Annotated in this window: 14 protein-coding genes; 5 read left to right on the top strand and 9 right to left on the bottom strand. The window is 68.7% G+C overall.

Translation table 11 applies throughout. From position 1 onward, the window contains the following. Window positions 1-113: 113 nt before the first annotated feature. Together ACWGKS_RS23240 and ACWGKS_RS23235 are read left to right on the top strand one after the other, a co-directional pair. Complete coding sequence (locus tag ACWGKS_RS23240) at window positions 114-707, top strand: Dps family protein (RefSeq protein WP_067606094.1); 594 nt, start codon at window positions 114-116, stop codon at window positions 705-707. A 199-nt stretch (window positions 708-906) separates the two neighbouring features. Further along, window positions 907-2,067 (top strand): iron-containing alcohol dehydrogenase, encoded by a 1,161-nt coding sequence (locus tag ACWGKS_RS23235; RefSeq protein WP_358506328.1) that lies wholly within the window; start codon window positions 907-909, stop codon window positions 2,065-2,067. Between the two features lie 52 nt (window positions 2,068-2,119). On the opposite strand, the gene ACWGKS_RS23230 is transcribed toward ACWGKS_RS23235, so the two are convergent. The 4 genes from ACWGKS_RS23230 to ACWGKS_RS23215 form a co-directional block, all read right to left on the bottom strand. Then, the gene (locus ACWGKS_RS23230; RefSeq protein ID WP_358506325.1) at window positions 2,120-2,992 is read right to left on the bottom strand and encodes an ABC transporter permease; all 873 of its coding nucleotides are present in this window, start codon (window positions 2,990-2,992) and stop codon (window positions 2,120-2,122) included. Next, window positions 2,985-3,755 carry an ABC transporter ATP-binding protein gene (locus ACWGKS_RS23225; RefSeq protein WP_452454795.1) on the bottom strand — a complete coding sequence of 257 codons (771 nt, stop codon included), beginning with the start codon at window positions 3,753-3,755 and terminating at the stop codon, window positions 2,985-2,987. Before ACWGKS_RS23225 ends, ACWGKS_RS23230 begins: the two co-directional genes overlap by 8 nt. Before the next feature lie 137 nt (window positions 3,756-3,892). Further along, a complete protein-coding gene (locus ACWGKS_RS23220) occupies window positions 3,893-4,942 on the bottom strand; it encodes an ABC transporter substrate-binding protein (protein ID WP_358506319.1) in 1,050 nt (349 codons plus the stop codon). A gap of 181 nt (window positions 4,943-5,123) precedes the next feature. Continuing rightward, window positions 5,124-5,984 (bottom strand): MetQ/NlpA family ABC transporter substrate-binding protein, encoded by an 861-nt coding sequence (locus ACWGKS_RS23215; protein ID WP_358506316.1) that lies wholly within the window; start codon window positions 5,982-5,984, stop codon window positions 5,124-5,126. 240 nt (window positions 5,985-6,224) lie between these two features. Here ACWGKS_RS23215 and ACWGKS_RS23210 point away from each other — a divergent pair, with 240 nt between their 5' ends. Continuing rightward, window positions 6,225-6,767, top strand: coding sequence for a winged helix-turn-helix domain-containing protein (locus tag ACWGKS_RS23210; RefSeq protein ID WP_358506313.1), 543 nt, complete (start codon window positions 6,225-6,227; stop codon window positions 6,765-6,767). A 321-nt stretch (window positions 6,768-7,088) separates the two neighbouring features. On the opposite strand, the gene ACWGKS_RS23205 is transcribed toward ACWGKS_RS23210, so the two are convergent. The 3 genes from ACWGKS_RS23205 to ACWGKS_RS23195 all read right to left on the bottom strand — a co-directional run bounded on the left by ACWGKS_RS23205 (window position 7,089) and on the right by ACWGKS_RS23195 (window position 8,665). Further along, the gene (locus ACWGKS_RS23205) at window positions 7,089-7,490 is read right to left on the bottom strand and encodes a rhodanese-like domain-containing protein (RefSeq protein ID WP_358506310.1); all 402 of its coding nucleotides are present in this window, start codon (window positions 7,488-7,490) and stop codon (window positions 7,089-7,091) included. Beyond that, window positions 7,487-8,029, bottom strand: a complete 543-nt coding sequence (locus tag ACWGKS_RS23200; RefSeq protein WP_358506307.1) for a cysteine dioxygenase — start codon at window positions 8,027-8,029, stop codon at window positions 7,487-7,489. Before ACWGKS_RS23200 ends, ACWGKS_RS23205 begins: the two co-directional genes overlap by 4 nt. Before the next feature lie 234 nt (window positions 8,030-8,263). Continuing rightward, window positions 8,264-8,665 (bottom strand): hypothetical protein, encoded by a 402-nt coding sequence (locus ACWGKS_RS23195; protein WP_358506304.1) that lies wholly within the window; start codon window positions 8,663-8,665, stop codon window positions 8,264-8,266. Window positions 8,666-8,833: 168 nt separating this feature from the next. Here ACWGKS_RS23195 and xylB point away from each other — a divergent pair, with 168 nt between their 5' ends. Beyond that, the gene (gene xylB / locus ACWGKS_RS23190; protein ID WP_358506301.1) at window positions 8,834-10,225 is read left to right on the top strand and encodes a xylulokinase; all 1,392 of its coding nucleotides are present in this window, start codon (window positions 8,834-8,836) and stop codon (window positions 10,223-10,225) included. 567 nt (window positions 10,226-10,792) lie between these two features. Continuing rightward, window positions 10,793-12,037, top strand: coding sequence for a hypothetical protein (locus ACWGKS_RS23185; protein ID WP_452524032.1), 1,245 nt, complete (start codon window positions 10,793-10,795; stop codon window positions 12,035-12,037). Between the two features lie 11 nt (window positions 12,038-12,048). Here ACWGKS_RS23185 and ACWGKS_RS23180 read toward each other — a convergent pair whose 3' ends face one another. Together ACWGKS_RS23180 and ACWGKS_RS23175 are read right to left on the bottom strand one after the other, a co-directional pair. Beyond that, the gene (locus ACWGKS_RS23180) at window positions 12,049-14,211 is read right to left on the bottom strand and encodes a tetratricopeptide repeat protein (protein WP_358506292.1); all 2,163 of its coding nucleotides are present in this window, start codon (window positions 14,209-14,211) and stop codon (window positions 12,049-12,051) included. Window positions 14,212-14,327: 116 nt separating this feature from the next. Further along, the gene (locus tag ACWGKS_RS23175) at window positions 14,328-14,729 is read right to left on the bottom strand and encodes a DnaJ family domain-containing protein (protein ID WP_358506289.1); all 402 of its coding nucleotides are present in this window, start codon (window positions 14,727-14,729) and stop codon (window positions 14,328-14,330) included. Between the last annotated feature and the right edge of the window lie 392 nt (window positions 14,730-15,121).

Below are 15,121 nucleotides of genomic sequence, written 5' to 3'. Positions count from 1 at the left end.
TCTTGCCCTGCCATGGGGTGCTGTTTCTCCCGTGACAACGGTCGGTGGCCGAGACTGGCAGGCGGGACGCGTCCAACCGCGTTCCGCCACCTACTCGCAAGGGGGAATCGGTCGTGACGACCTCCGATCAGCGCACGAACACGCCCAAGCCGCGCAGCAGCCAGCCGTGGCTCCATCAGCGGGGCGAGGAGATCCAGCAGTTCGGGACGGTCCGCCAACTTCCGGTCGGGTTGTCCTACGACACCCGGATGTACTCGTGCCAGCGACTCAACCAGGTCCTGTGCGACACCCGCATCCTGCACGACCTCTACAAGAAGCACCACTGGTTGATGCGCGGTCAGACCTTCTACCAGCTGCACCTGCTCATGGACAAGCACGCCGACGAGCAGTTGGAGCTGATCGACACCGTCGCCGAGCGCGTCCAGACCCTGGGCGGTGTGGCGGTGGGCGACCCCCGACACGTCGCGGAGATCACGAGGATCCCACGTCCACCGAACGGGGCCGAGGAGGTCCCGGCGATGCTCTCCCGTCTGTTGGAGGCCCACGAGACCATCCTGGAGGAGGCCCACGACGCGGCCGCGCGCGTGCAGGAGTTGGGTGACGACGGCACCAACGACGTGCTGGTCTCGGACGTGATCCGCACCAACGAGCTGGAGGCGTGGTTCGTGGCCGAACACCTGGTGGACACCCCGCTGGTGAGCGGCTGATCCACACGGACCACCGGGGCCGGGCGCCATAGCGGTGCCCGGCCCCGGGTCGAGGCGAGGTCGCGGTCCGGAAACGGACCGCGTCCGGGAGGAATCGAACGGGGCGAGAGGGTAGGTACCGGGACGTTGATCCGTGCCTCGTCGGAGCTTTCGGTCGGGGTACCAAGCCCGTACTCCCGATCCCCCGGAGGTACTCGACGTGTCCGCTTCCCTGGCCCTGCCCCGTGTTCTACGCGTGGGTGCGGGGGCCTCATCCGAGTTGGCCGAGGTCCTGGACTCATTCGGCCTGTCCCGTCCCCTGTTGGTGACCGACCCCTTCGTCGCCTCCCGACCCTTCTTCCACGAGATCCTGAGCCGGCTGGAACGGGCCGGGATCTCGCCGGGGGTGTTCACCGAGACCGTGCCCGACCCCACCACCGAGGTGGTGGACGCGGGGGTGCGGGCGTTGCGGGAGGGCGATTTCGACTCGTTGGTGGGGGTGGGCGGCGGTAGCCCCATCGACACCGCCAAGGCCGTCGCCCTGCTCGGCTCGCACGGTGGCCGTATGCGCGACTACAAGGCCCCGGTGGTCACCGACGCGCCCGCCCTTCCGGTGATCGCGGTCCCGACCACCGCGGGCACGGGTTCGGAGTCGACCCGCTACAGCATCATCACCGACGCGGAGACCGACGAGAAGATGCTGTGCGCGGGGCTGGCGATGCTGCCGCGGGCGGCACTCGTGGACTTCGAACTGACCTTGGAGATGCCGGCCCGGCTGACCGCCGACACCGGGGTGGACGCCTTGACCCACGCCATCGAGGCGTACGTGAGCACCAAGGCCAACCCGATCTCGGACGGTCTGGCCCGGGACGCGATGCGCACGCTCTTCGCCCACCTGCGCTCGGCGTACGCCGACCCCGCGGACCGGGCCGCCCGGGAGGCGGTCATGGCGGGCGCGACCCAGGCCGGTATGGCCTTCTCCAACTCCAGCGTGGCCCTGGTGCACGGGATGAGTCGACCGATCGGCGCGCACTTCAAGGTGGCGCACGGATTGTCCAACGCGATGCTGTTGCCGACGGTCACGGAGTTCTCGGTGAGCGCGGCGCCTGAGCGCTACGCCGACTGCGCACGGGCGATGGGAATGGCCGCGCCGGGCAGCACGGACGGTGAGGCCACCGGGGCGCTGGTGTGGGAGCTGCGACTGCTCAACGAGGAGTTGGGGGTGCCCTCCCCGCGCGCCCACGGGATCGACGCCGAGCGTTGGTGGGAGCTGGCGCCGTTGATGGCACGGCAGGCGTTGGCGTCGGGTTCGCCGGGGAACAATCCGCGGGTGCCCACCGCCGAGGAGGTCGTGGAGCTGTACCACGCCGTCTACGGCTGATCGGGAGAGGGGGCCGCGCACGCGAAGTGCGGCCCCTTCCCCTTCGGCCCCGTTACCGGGTGATGCCCCACCTGCGGCGCAGAGAACGGTCGGCCCAGTTGAAGAACACGTCGATGAGGATCCCGATCGCCAGCACGATGATGATGTAGCTGAGCAGTCGTTCGGCGTCGTTGAGCTGGCGCGCCTGACTCAGCGCCCACCCGATCGAGTTCTGCTGGTTGATGATCACCAGCAGCTCTCCCGCCATCAGGGAGCGCCAGGCGAACGCCCATCCCTGTTTGAGCCCGGTGACGAACATCGGCAGCGCGGCGGGGATGATCAGCAGCCGGTACCGCTGTGCCCCGCGCAACCCCATGACCTTGCCGGCGCGCAGCAGCGACGGCTGCACGTAGTCGATACCCGAGGTGAGACCACCCGCGATCGAGGGCGCCGCGCCCAGGACGATCACGAACATGATCGCGGACTCGCTGATGCCGTACAGCAGCATCGCGAAGGGGAACCACACGATCGACGGCATCGTTTGCAGGCCGGTGATGAGCGAGCCGATCGCCACCCGCAACGGCTTGAACTGCGACACGGCCAGGCCGACGACCACACCCACGGCCAGGGCCAGAGCGAAGCCGATGAAGGCCCGCCGCATGGTGACCCGTACGGCCTCCCAGAACTCGGGGGTGGTGATCTCCCCGAAGAGGGTGGGCAGGACGCGGTCGGGCCCGGGGAAGACCCATTCGGTACGCCAGCCGCTCCACACCACGGCCTGCCAGGCCAACAGCACCAAGGCGACGGCGGCGAGCTTGGGCCAGGTGGCCGCCCAGATCCTGCCCGCGGTCTCGGCCACGCTCCGTTCGTCGCTGCCACGCTTGGGCTGTAGTTCGAGGGCGTCCAGGCCTTGGACGGCGGTGTCCCTGTCCTGGGTCTCAGGCATGGCGTGAGACCTCCTCACGGAGTCGGTCGGTGATGGCGGCGGCCTGTTCGGCGATCAGGGCGGAGTCGATGCGGCGGGGGCGTTCACCCTTCACCTCGAAATCGGAGATGACGCGCCCGGGACGGCTGGACAACAGCACGACCCGGTCGCCCAGGCGCACCGCCTCACGCACGTTGTGGGTGACGAACATGATGGTCAGGGACTTCTCCCGCCAGATCCGTTCCAGTTCGTCGTGGAGGATGTCGCGGGTCATGGCGTCCAGCGCGCCGAAGGGTTCGTCCATGAGCAGGACGTCGGCGTCCTGGGCCAGGGCTCGGGCCAGGGCCACGCGCTGGCGCATGCCGCCGGAGAGTTCGTGCGGGCGCTTGCGCTCCAGTCCGGTCAGACGCACCAGGTCCAGGAGTTCGGCCACACGCTTGCGACGTTCGGCCTTGGGAACCTTGTTGACCTTCATGGGGATCTCGATGTTGGCGCCGACGGTGAGCCAGGGGAAGAGCGCGGCCTCCTGGAACATCATGGCCACACGGTGTTCACCCACGTCCACGCTGCCGGTGGTGGGGTCCTCCAGTCCGGCGACGAGGGAGAGCAGGGTGCTCTTGCCGCATCCGGAGGCGCCCAGGATGGCCAGGAACTCGCCCTCCTCTACCTGGACGGACATCCCGTCGATGGCGGTGACGGCGCCACCGCCGCGCCCGAACACCTTGGAGATGTCGTCGATCCGCACGGCGTTGGTGTCGGTGCGGGTCTCGGTGATGGTGCTCATTGTTTCCCTTCGCCTTCCAGGCCCACCGGGGCGGCCGAGGCGGCTCTCGGTGGGTTCGGGCGGACCCGCGTGTCGGGGGTTCGAGGTCTGAAGCGGCACGGAAAAACTCTACTTAATAAGTAGGTTTTGTGGAAGCGCTAGAAGCCCTCGACCTCGTCGTGTCCTTCCTCGGCGAGGATCTCGTTGAGCGCTTCGAGCGAGTAGATCCCCTCCAGCTCCACCGGGTCGAGCAGACCGACGGCCTCGGCGTGCTCGGCTCCGCCTCGCAGCGAGGCAGAGATGGGGTCGGCGGTGAACGAGACGTTGTCGAAGGCGGAGGCGACGACCTCCGGGGAGAGGTCTCCGCCGGTGAGGGCCTCCAGGTGGGCCAGGGTCACCTCCTGGGCCTCCTCGGAGTTGTCGTTCATCCAGTCGATCGTCTCGACGTGGCCCCGCAGCAGGTCCCGGACGGTATCGGGGTTCTCCTCCAGGAATTCGGCGTTGACGATCAGGTTGGTGGTGACGAACTCACCGCCGGTGTCCGGCCACAGGTCCTTCTCGTCGACGAGCAACTCGGCGTCGTGCTCCAGGATCAGCCGACTCAGATGCGGCTCGGGCACCCACGCGCCGTCGATCTCACCGAGCTCGAAGGCGTTGATGATCTCGGCGTTCTCCTGCGGCAGGATGGACAACTCGCCACCGCCCTCGGTGTCGATGTCCCACCCCTGCTCCTCGGCGAACCAGCGCAACGCCACGTCCTGGGTGTTGCCCAGCTGGGGCGTGGAGATGGTGTGGCCGGGCAGGTCCTCGACGTCGTCGATGCCCTCGCGCACCACCAGACCGGCACCCTGGGAGGTGGAGCCGGCTATGACGTGCAGCGCGGTGCCGCCGGACTGGGACCAGCCGTTGATCGTCGGGTTGGGACCGATGAAGGTCGCGTCGATCTCGCCGGAGAAGAGCGCGTTGATCGCGTCCGGGCCGGCGTTGAAGGTCTGGGTGGACAGATCGACGTCGCCGAGCGCCTCGTCGAAGGTCCCGTTCTCCACACCCACCAGGGCGGGCGCGTGGGTGACGTTCGGAAAGTAGCCGAGGGTGAGGGTGTCGGCGTCTCCGCCCGCGTCGGCGTCGGAGCCCCCGCAGCCGGTCGCGACCAGCCCGATCGCCAGTGCCGCGGCGGCGGTCGAAAGCGCGGAGGTTCGCATGCTCATGGGGCCCTCTTCTGTCGTGGGGTCGACCGGACAAGGAAATCCTACTTAATGAGTAGGATTAATGGGAAGGAAGGGCGCCATTCCCCCATGTGACCTGCGCCACTTCGGATCCGGCCCCTGGCACGCGAAAGGGCGGTGGAGTCGAAGGACTCCACCGCCCCGAACGGCGTACGGCGCGCGGTTACTCGACCGGCCGACCCTCGGCGTCGACGGCCAGGACGACGCCCTGCCAGGTCTGCTGGATGTACTCCAGGACCTGCTCGTCGTGGAGCAGCTCGGCCAGCAGCTGGACCCGCTCGTCGTCGACGTTCTCGTCCAAGGCCACCAGGCCGTTGGCGTACTTCTCGACGTAGTCGTCACCCTCGGGCTCCCAGGCCAGGAGGTTGGACTCCTCGGCGAGGTCGGCCTCGATGGCGTAGTTGCCGTTGACGACCGCGGCGTCGACGTCGGTGATCGAGCGCGGAAGCTGGGCGGCCTCCAGCGGCGTGATCGTCAGGTCGTTCGGGTTGTCGGTGATGTCCTTCTCCGTGGCGGTCTCACCGGCCTCCGGGTCGACGGTGATCAGACCCTCGGTCTCAAGAATGCCCAGGGCTCGGTTGAGGTTGGCCGGGTCGTTGGGAACCGCGACCTCGGCGCCCTCGGGCAGGTCGTCGATGCTCTCCACGCTCTCGGAGTACAGCCCCAGGCGCTCGATGTGCACGTCGGTGATGTAGGTGAGGTCGGCCTCGGGGCCGTTCTCCAGCCACTCGTTCAGGAACGAGCGGTGCTGGAAGTAGTTCGCGTCCAGGTCGCCGTCGACCAACTGGGCGTTGGGCGTGTTGTAGTCGGCGATCTCCACGATGTCGAGGTCCAGCCCGGCCTCCTCGGCGAGGTTCTCGTCGATGAAGGCGAGGACGTCACCGTGCGGAACGGGGTTGACACCGATCCGGAGCGGTGCCTGGCCGTCCTCGGTGGACTCGGCGGCCTGCTCACTGGGGGCACCGCAGGCCGCGACCGCGAGAGTCAGGGCGGCCGCGCCGATGAGGATCGAGGTCGTGCGCATGAGTGCGCTCCTTCGTGATCGTGGGATGGAGGATCGCGGGGGGTGGCCGAGGCCGGGACGGACCTGGACGCGGTGTACTCGGGCGCCCCTTTGGTGCGCCTACGAGCCGATCAGACCCTATCCAACCTATATGGTAGGAATAATCCGATTAACGCCGACCGAAACGTGGCCTTGGCCACAGCCCAGAGATTACCTATTAATAAGGTAGATATTAAGGGGAATACGGCGCATCATGGAATCATGCTCAGCGCACGCACCGCCATACCCGGAACCAACGGTCGCTCCACCCTCACGCGGCCGCCCCTGACCGCCGTCCGCTCCCCCGAGGGCCACCCCCCGAAGGTCACGGTCCCCGAAGGGGAACACTCCCTGCTCGGCGTCCTGCCCCTGCCCGAGAGCGGCCGGTACATGCTGGTCTATGGGGTCGTCGTGGACGAACCCCATCCCCGGGCGCATCCCACCGCCGAGGCGACCGACGGTGTCCTGTTGCTGGACCGCAACGCCCGTCGGGTCTGGGTCCAAGGCCAAGAGATCGACCTGACCTACCAGGAGTACGAGCTGCTGGACTGCCTGACCGCCGCCCCCGGCCGCGCGGTCACCCGCTCCGAACTCCTCGAACGGGTCTGGGGTGTGAGTCGGGACCTGCACTCGCGCACCATCGACGTGCACATCCACCGACTGCGCCGGAAGCTGGGGCCGGCCGGAGAACGCATCGCCACGGTCCGCAAGGTCGGGTACATCTATCGCGGCCCCCGGGCGTCGGCGCCGGAGCGGGGGGACTGACCGGGTGGTGGCGGCCAACCCTAGAACGCCGACCAGGGCCAGGCCGAGCAGGACGAGGCCGGTGATGGTGGCGGCCCAGTCCTCGCCGAGTCGGAACCCCGACCGCGCGGGGGCGCTTTCGGGTGTGGGGTGGAGGGTGTCTCGCTCATGTCCTTCTCGATCTCCGGGCGTCGATGCGCCCTGGGGTGACGGGGGTGGTGGGGAGGCGTCGACCCAACTCGATTAAACCTACTTATTTAGTATAGCTAGAGGGCGTGGGTCGAGCCGGACCCCGCGACGACGCGGGTCACGCCGTCGCGGGCCTTCGGGAAAAGGCGCGGGTCAGCCGCGTGGATCGGTCACCGGCAGGCCGGCGGCACGCCAGGCGCGAAAACCACCGTCCAGGTCGGTGGCGTACTCCAGCCCCAACTCCTGGAGCTGGACCGCGGCCAGACTGGAGGCGTAGCCCTCGTTGCAGAACAGCACGATGCGGCGGTCGGCGGAGTCGGCTTCGGGCACCCGGTCGGGGCTGGTGGGATCCAACCGCCACTCCAGGACGTTGCGGTCGATCACCAGGGCGCCGGGGATCTCCCCCTCGGTCTCCCGATCGATGACGGGACGCGTGTCCACCAGCAGGGCACCCTCGCGCTGGGCGACATGGGCCCGGTACGGGTCGAGCCGCTCCAGGCGGGCGCGCTTTTGGTCGAGGAGCCGTTCGATGGCGCTGACCGAAGGCCCGCTCATCGCCACCCCTCCCCCGTCGCGGCCTCCGCGGAGGGGACGGTCTCCAGGGTGGGGACACCCGGCTCGGGCGCGGTGGTGAGGATGCTGTTGGTACGCCGCAGCGAGCCCTGGTCGGTGATCTCGTAGTAGTGCATGGCGGTCAGCGGCGGCGAGTAGGCGTGGACGCTCACGGCCGGACCGTCGGAGGCGTTGACGACGTCGTGCACGTGACCGAGGGGGAAGCGACCGCCCCCGGGTTCGACCAGGGTGCGCTCACGCGGTCCGGCGTCCCAGTAGTACTCCACCAGCTCGCCGGTGACGACGGTGAGCGCGCCCAGCGAACCGGCGTGGTCGTGCAGTCGGGTGGACTGGTCGGGGGTCCAGGAGATGAGCCAGACGTCGGTGTAGTCGTCGGCGTGCAGCCGGACCGACCACCGATTCTCGGCGTCGAAGTGGATCTCGTGGAGCCCCTGGCGGACCTCCTCCGCGACCTTCGCGGCCAACCCGGACAGGCGGTCCAGGGTGAGCGGCGTGGGCGCGGCGATGTCGTTGATGGTCATGGTCCTTGTCGCCTTCTCGTGCTGTCGGTGGTGATCCGGGGACTCCTGTCATCGACAGCGCTCATCGAAGGTGAACGGCCGCCACCAGGGCCGAAGGTGTGATGGTGCGCCGGCTTCCATGCACGCCAGTAAACCACATTCCCTACAGGTTTAGTTGGCAATTGCACTCGACGGGCCTCACGTCCGCCCCACCTCGGGAAGGAGGGTGCCCCCGCTCGATCGGGGGCACCCTCGTCATACCCGGAGAAATCCCCGAAGACGGTCGTACAGGCGGGTCAGGGCGGCGCGCAGACGTCCGACGGGCGGGCGCACTCCAGGGGCCACGGAGACCGGGGCCGGGCCGGCCAAGGGTGCGGTGAGGAGCAGTCCACCCGGGAGGTCGCGTCGAACAGGGCGACCCACGGCGGTCTCCAGGGGGATCCGGTACAACACCGCGCGATCGGAGGCGTTCACCAGCGTCAGAGCACGATCCTCTCGCAGCACGAGGACCCCACCGGGATCCACACCCGGGGCAAGCTCGACCTCGACCACGAGGTCGGCGCCGCGACGCCCACTGTCGACCCGGACGACCGGATCCACGGCGAGCTGCGCCCACAGGGTGTGCTCGACCCCTTCGAAGACGTCGGTGACGCGCATCGGACCACTCCCATCGCGTTGAGTTGTCTGGACTCAATTTTATTGACGCCCATCTGCTCGGGCAAGTGATTCATCGAGGCGCACCCCGGACTGTGAGAGGGGTCACCAGAGTGCGAGAATGAGCCCGCCGAGCCCCGGCCAGGACCCCCTCACCCACACGGAGCGAACATGGCACTCGTCGCCGGAATCGACAGTTCGACACAGTCCTGCAAGGTCGTGGTCTGTGACAGCACCACCGGCAAGGTGGTGCGCGAGGGACGCGCCCCACACCCCGACGGCACCGAGACCCACCCCCGCCACTGGTGGAGCGCCCTGAGCGAGGCCTCCTCCGGGCTGCTCGACGACGTCGCCGCGGTCTCCGTGGCCGGTCAACAACACGGCATGGTCGTGGTCGACGAGGACGGGGAGGTCATCCGCCCCGCCCTGCTGTGGAACGACGCCCGCTCCGCCGGGGCGACCCACGACCTGGTCCAGGAACTGGGCGGCCCCAAGGCCTGGGCCGACGCCGTGGGAAACGTGCCGGTGGCCAGCTTCACCGTCGGCAAGCTGCGTTGGTTCGCCGAACACGAACCCGAGCTCGCCGCCCGCGCGCACGGTGTCATGCTCCCCCACGACTGGCTGACCTGGCGGCTCGGCGGCGCCCGCCGGGCACCCACCACCGACCGCGGCGACGCCTCCGGCACCGGCTACTGGTCCCCCGCCGAGAACACCTACCGCACCGACCTGCTGGTGCGCGGGTTCGGCCGGGAACTGGAGGTCCCCCGCGTGGCCGCCCCCGCCGAGACCGTGGGCCACACCCCCGAGGGCGCGCTCATCGCGCCCGGCACCGGAGACAACATGGGGGCCGCCCTCGGCCTGGGCGTGCGCCCCGGCGACGTGGTGGTGTCCCTGGGCACCAGCGGCACCGTGTTCGCCGCCCACGACCGCCCCACCCACGACCCCACCGGAACGGTGTGCGGTTTCGCCGACGCCACCGGCGGCCACCTGCCATTGGTGTGCACCCTCAACGCCGCCCGGGTACTGAGCTCGGCCGCCGCGATGCTCGGCACCGACCTGGCCGGGCTCGACCACCTCGCGTTGGGAGCGCGCCCGGGGTCGGATGGCGTGGTGTTGCTGCCCTACCTGGACGGTGAGCGCACCCCGGAACTCCCCGAGGCCACCGGATCCCTGCACGGCCTGCGCAGGGACAACATGACCCCCGCCAACATCGCCCGCGCCGCCGTGGAGGGGATGTTGTGCGGACTCGCCGACGGGTTGGCCGCCCTCTCCGGGCAGGGTGTGCCCACCGAACGGGTGCTGCTGGTGGGCGGAGGCGCCCGGTCGGCCGCGGTCCGCGCCATCGCCCCCATCGTCCTGGGCGCGCCCGTGGTGGTTCCACCGGCCGCCGAGTACGTGGCGTTGGGCGCCGCCCGCCAGGCCGCCTGGGCGCTGTCCGGCGAGGAATCACCGCCGGTGTGGACCCTGGGCGCACCGGAGGAGTCGTCCACGTACAACTCCGAGGCCGGAACGGAACTGCGTGAACGCTACGCGCACTTCCGGCACACCGTTCACGGGGTATAGGCCCGCGAAGGCCCCGGAACACGGGTTCGGTACGCTGTTCCATCGTGTTCCGGGGCACTCCGGACTTTCGAGCTGCGGGAGCATGCATGTCGGTCGAGGAACGGTTGCGGGTACCGATCGGATCGGCGCCGAACTGGTCCACCTATCCCGACGCCCGCCGAATCCTCGTCGTGGCCCACACCGTCACCACCCTGACGAGGCTTCTCGACGTCCTTCCGCTGTTCGATTCCGACCCGAGGATCCAGCTCGTCTTCACCCGGGCCAGAACCTCCAACTTCCGCGAGGGCGTCACCGAATTCCTCGATGACATCGGTGCTCTCGTCGCACCCTGGGAACAGGCACTGGAGGAGGAATTCGACCTGGCGATCGCGGCCAGTTACGGCGATGACCTACACCTGATAAACGCGCCTTTGATTGTTTTCTCTCATGGCGCGGGGTACAATAAGATAGGGAAAGCGGAAAGCGGAAAGCGGAAAGCGGAAAGCGGAAAGCGGAAAGCGGAAAGCGGCCTTCGGGCTCGGTCCGGCCACCCTCCTGCGGGACGGGACCCTCGTTCCCGGAACGCTCGTGTTGTCCCACCCCGAACAGCTCGACCGTCTCCGCCGGAGCTGCCCCGAGGCCGTGAACGCCGCGCTCATCGCCGGAGACCCCTCCCACGACCGCATCCTGGCCGGACTCCCCTGGCGTGACCGCTACCGCGACCACCTCGAAACCGGGCACCGGAAACTGGTCGTGGTCAGCTCCACCTGGGGGCCTGGTTCCCTCCTCGGCTCCCGGCCCGAACTCCTGAACCGGTTGCTCGCCGAACTGCCCGTCGACGAGTACCGCGTCGCCCTCGCCCTGCACCCCAACACCTGGCACGGCCACGGTCACCACCAGGTACGTTCCTGGCTCGCCGAGGCCGAACGCGCCGGTCTGCGCGTACTTCCGCCCCGCCAGGGCTGGCAGGCCGCGCTCGTGGCCGCCGACCACGTCATCGGCGACCACGGATCCGTCACCGCCTATGGGGCGTCCCTGGGTACCCACACCATGCTCGGGGCCTTTCCCGACACCGAGATGGATCCGTTCTCCCCCATCGCCCGATTCGGCCGCTCCGCCACCCGGTTACGCGCCGACCTCCCCCTGCTCCCGCAGATCCTCGCCGACGCCGCCGACCACAAACCCGACCGGTTCGCGGCCTTCACCGACCGGCTCAACTCCCAACCCGGCGGCTCCGGACGGATCCTGCGCGAGACCTTCTACCGGCTCCTGGATCTACCCGAACCCGAGCGCCCGGTACGGACCCTCCCCGCCGACGTCCCCATCCCCTATCGACGGGGTTGGCCCGACGCCACCGGCCACGCACCACTGTGGAGCACCGTCCAAGAGGAGGGTTCCGGGCTCCGGGTGCGCCGCCACCCCGCCGAATCCATCACCAGGGAACGGCTCTTCCTGGACCGCCCCCACTTGGTCACCCATACGGACGAGACCCAGGCCCGGTGGAGCGAAGCCGCCTGCCTGCTCCTCTGCGGCCCCGAGTCGGGGAGCCCCGGTGGGGGTACCTCATGGGCAGTGCTGCGGGCAAGGTTGTCCGATCACCCTCGGGCCCACCTCGCAGTCGCCGCGGACGGCCCCGACTGCCTGCTCGTCGACCGTGACGGCACACGGATCAGACTGATGGCGGACGACCCCGGACACCGACACGATCCCACCGCCGCCGCCTCGGCGTACTGGCATCAATGGGTCGAGGGTGAAGCCCCCGAGGGGTCACTCCTCGTCCTGCTGGGCGAGCACGAGTCGAGCTTCACCATCCGAGCATCGAACGAAGGGTGACCACCCCGAGATCATCCGGCGAGTCGCTCGCGGACATCGGCCGCGTCGCGCTCGGCGTTCGCCGCCTCGTACGCCTCCAACGCACGCTCCAGGTCCGATCGGGAGGCCACGGTGTCCCGCACCCGGTTCACGTCGGCTCGCAGCACGTACACGTCTCCGACCCGGCGCAGGTCACCAAGGAGACGGTGGCGATCGATCGCGCCATCGTACGATTCCAGGGCCTCCTCGACCCGGCCCTGGTCCCGACGCAGGTCGCCCAGGGCCGTGCCGGTTCGGGCGTGGTTCTGGTGGTCGCCCTCGGCGAGCATCCCTCTCGCGTGCAGGAGCAGGGACTCCGCCTCTGCCGGACGTCCCGCCCGCCGGTGGGCGACGCCCTCCTTGCGTTCCATGATGTGCAGTGCCCTGAGATCGACGGGGTCCAGACCTTCGGCGATGCGGCGGGCCTCGGCGAAGTGCCCGATCGCGGCGTCGTACTCTTCAGCGTCGGTCTCGACGTCCCCGAGCGCGTCGTGGGCGGTGAGGACCACCAGCGGGTGCTCGCCCTGGGCGAGTTCCAGGGCCCGCTCCGCTTGAAGGCGCGCGTCCGTGGGGTTCCGGTCCCGGCGATAGGCGATGGCCGTCTGCACGCACAGGCGGGAGAGCCGAGCGGGTTCGAGGTGGTGGGTGTCCAGGGTCGCCCGCAATACGGGCGCCTGCGCATCGACCATGTCGGTGAACCAGCCGGAGTGGAACCAGAAGGGCCACAGGACCTCGCACAGTTCCGCGGCCATCGCGAAGTGGCCCGCGGCCACGGCGTCGATCACGACCTTGACCAGGGTCTGACGTTCGGGGGTCAGCGCCTGTCGGGCCTCGTCGATGCTCCCGAAGGAGCGAGCGGCCCGCGCGCCGTCGGGGAAGGCCGAACGGCCGTCGAGTTCGACCTGGAGCCAGCGACCCGGCATCAGCTTTCGGTGCGCGGCGTAACCGATCTCGTAGTAGTGGGTGAGGGTGCGCCGGGGGGTGTCCAAGGGTTTCTCCGTGTCAGGGGTGAAGGTCGACCGCATACTGCGCGTGATGAAGCGGTACCTGGGTTCGGGGCCGGTCACGACGGTGTCGAGGACGCCCCTCTCCGCCAGGATTCCCAGCCCCGCACGCACGTCCTCCGGTCTCACGGAGTCGGCCATGAGGGCCTCGGCCAGATCGAAACCGAAATCGACGTCGGGGAGGCCGGCCAGTCGGACCGCCAAGGCACGTTGCCCGTCATCGAGTCCCGCGAAGTCCACACGATCACGCGGACGCCGCCCTGGGACGGCGTCCGAACCGAAGTGGTTCCGGTGCGCGGTGGCGAGTGGGTCCGGTGCCCCGCACTGGCGTTCGACGTGGACATCGAAGGCGTAGTCCGCGATGAGTCCGGGATTGCCTCCGGCCGCGGCCACGAAGTCGGCGACCATCGCCCATTCCCGCGGCCGGGAGGGTGCCAGGTCCGACCGCAGGCGGAACATCGTCGTGGCGTCCTCGTCCGACAGGGCGTCCAGCTGGATAGAGCGCCATTGAACGTGGCGCAGGAGCCTCCTGTCGTCACGGCCCAGCGTCCTCAGGTCGAAGTTCTGGGGTCCGGTGACCACGGTGAGACTTCCGGGGGAGGTCGCCAGGAAGAGGCGGACGTCGGTGAAGTTGCCGGGAGAATCCACCATGACGGCGATCCCACTCCGCCATCGCGGGCTCTGGTGCAGCTTCTGGACACGCCACTCCAGGGTGGCCGGAATGTCCTCCTCCGCAATGTCCATGAGACGCAACAGGCGGCCCACGGCCATCCACGGATCCTCCCGGACCAGGTCCACCAGGACGTGGCCGCCGGGAAAACGGGCACGATCCCGCTCGAAACCGTCGTGCAGGAGTTTCAGGCCGAAGGCGGTCGTGCCCCCGCCCTGGATCCTGCTGGACACCGTGAGCATGGTCGAGGCACTCGGGTCCTCGTCGATGATCCGTTGCGCGTCGGCCCGAGGTTCATCCCGGTCCACATAGGAGGGAGGCACCAGGAGATCGAAGGCGCGTTCGGAGTCGTCGGAGACATCAGAGACGTCAGAGATGGCACCGTTGATGTAGTGGACCGTGATGTCACGCGCCTGGAACAACGTTCCGAAGACATCCCGGGCGTTGTTGGACGTGCTGTCCCTGGGGGTTTCGACGCTCAACGGGTCCACCTCACGGTGCGCGACTGCTGGGGTACCGGAAGACTATCCAGCCATGCCCCATCCGACCGTTCGGGTGGCCCCGCCGGCCGCAGTCGGCCACTCGCACCTGGGAGGGATCAGGCTCCAGGGCCCTCCCACTTGTCGCGAAGGAACTCGTCGACGTCATAGGGCATCAGGTTGAGCGGCGGCCCCGGGGGCGCGTTCGTGTTCATCGCCCGGATCTTCTTGTTCAAGCCTTCCAGGAGTTCCCTGACCCGCTTCTCCGTCCGGGCCTTGCGCGCCTCGATCAGGGTGTCCTCGGCTTCCTTGCGCAGTCGCAGAGTGGGCGGCAGCAGCGAGACGTTCTCCTGCTTGAGCTTGCGCTTGATCCACCAGTTCTCGTCATAGGGGCGGTCGATGTCGGGAATGGGCTTGCCGGCACCGGGAAGATCGTCGAACTCTCCCTTTTCCTGAGCCTCACGGATCTGGACATCGATCCAGGACTCGAATTCCATACCGGTGGGCTTGCGTTTCGTCATTGAACCGCCTCCTCCAGGGTGAGCATGCGAGTACACGTCCGTATGGGCCGTCCCACAAGACCATCCTGCCTTGTGGAAGTGGACGATCGACATGGCCCCCGGAAAAATCCCCGGCACGCGCCGGACCCGAGCCGATCCGCACCGATCCGTACCGGTGGGGGTGTCGGTGGGGTTTGTCCGGATGGGAATGGGTGGGGCGCCTCGGGTCGAGAACCTTGAGGTTGTTGGGCGTTGTTCGGGTGGCTGGTGGGGCGCCTCGGGTCGGGGTCCTGGGGGTTGTTGGGCGTTGTTCGGGTAGTTCTCCCTCCTTCCCCGCCGCGTGATTGTTGCCGCCCGCACCGCACGCGTCAAGGCGATGTCGGGTTCTGTGACGATGGGGTTAGTGGCCTTGA

The organism is Nocardiopsis sp. NPDC055879 (assembly GCF_053615935.1).
This window is presented reverse-complemented; position numbering and strand designations above follow the sequence as displayed.

Excerpts from the sequence above, each read along its gene's own strand:
- ACWGKS_RS23230 (WP_358506325.1), bottom strand. The coding sequence starts at position 2,992 with ATGCCTGAGACCCAGGACAGGGACACCGCCGTCCAAGGCCTGGACGCC.
- ACWGKS_RS23225 (WP_452454795.1), bottom strand. The coding sequence starts at position 3,755 with ATGAGCACCATCACCGAGACCCGCACCGACACCAACGCCGTGCGGATC.
- ACWGKS_RS23220 (WP_358506319.1), bottom strand. The coding sequence starts at position 4,942 with ATGAGCATGCGAACCTCCGCGCTTTCGACCGCCGCCGCGGCACTGGCG.
- ACWGKS_RS23215 (WP_358506316.1), bottom strand. The coding sequence starts at position 5,984 with ATGCGCACGACCTCGATCCTCATCGGCGCGGCCGCCCTGACTCTCGCG.
- ACWGKS_RS23210 (WP_358506313.1), top strand. The coding sequence starts at position 6,225 with ATGCTCAGCGCACGCACCGCCATACCCGGAACCAACGGTCGCTCCACC.
- ACWGKS_RS23205 (WP_358506310.1), bottom strand. The coding sequence starts at position 7,490 with ATGAGCGGGCCTTCGGTCAGCGCCATCGAACGGCTCCTCGACCAAAAG.
- ACWGKS_RS23200 (WP_358506307.1), bottom strand. The coding sequence starts at position 8,029 with ATGACCATCAACGACATCGCCGCGCCCACGCCGCTCACCCTGGACCGC.
- ACWGKS_RS23195 (WP_358506304.1), bottom strand. The coding sequence starts at position 8,665 with ATGCGCGTCACCGACGTCTTCGAAGGGGTCGAGCACACCCTGTGGGCG.
- xylB (WP_358506301.1), top strand. The coding sequence starts at position 8,834 with ATGGCACTCGTCGCCGGAATCGACAGTTCGACACAGTCCTGCAAGGTC.
- ACWGKS_RS23175 (WP_358506289.1), bottom strand. The coding sequence starts at position 14,729 with ATGACGAAACGCAAGCCCACCGGTATGGAATTCGAGTCCTGGATCGAT.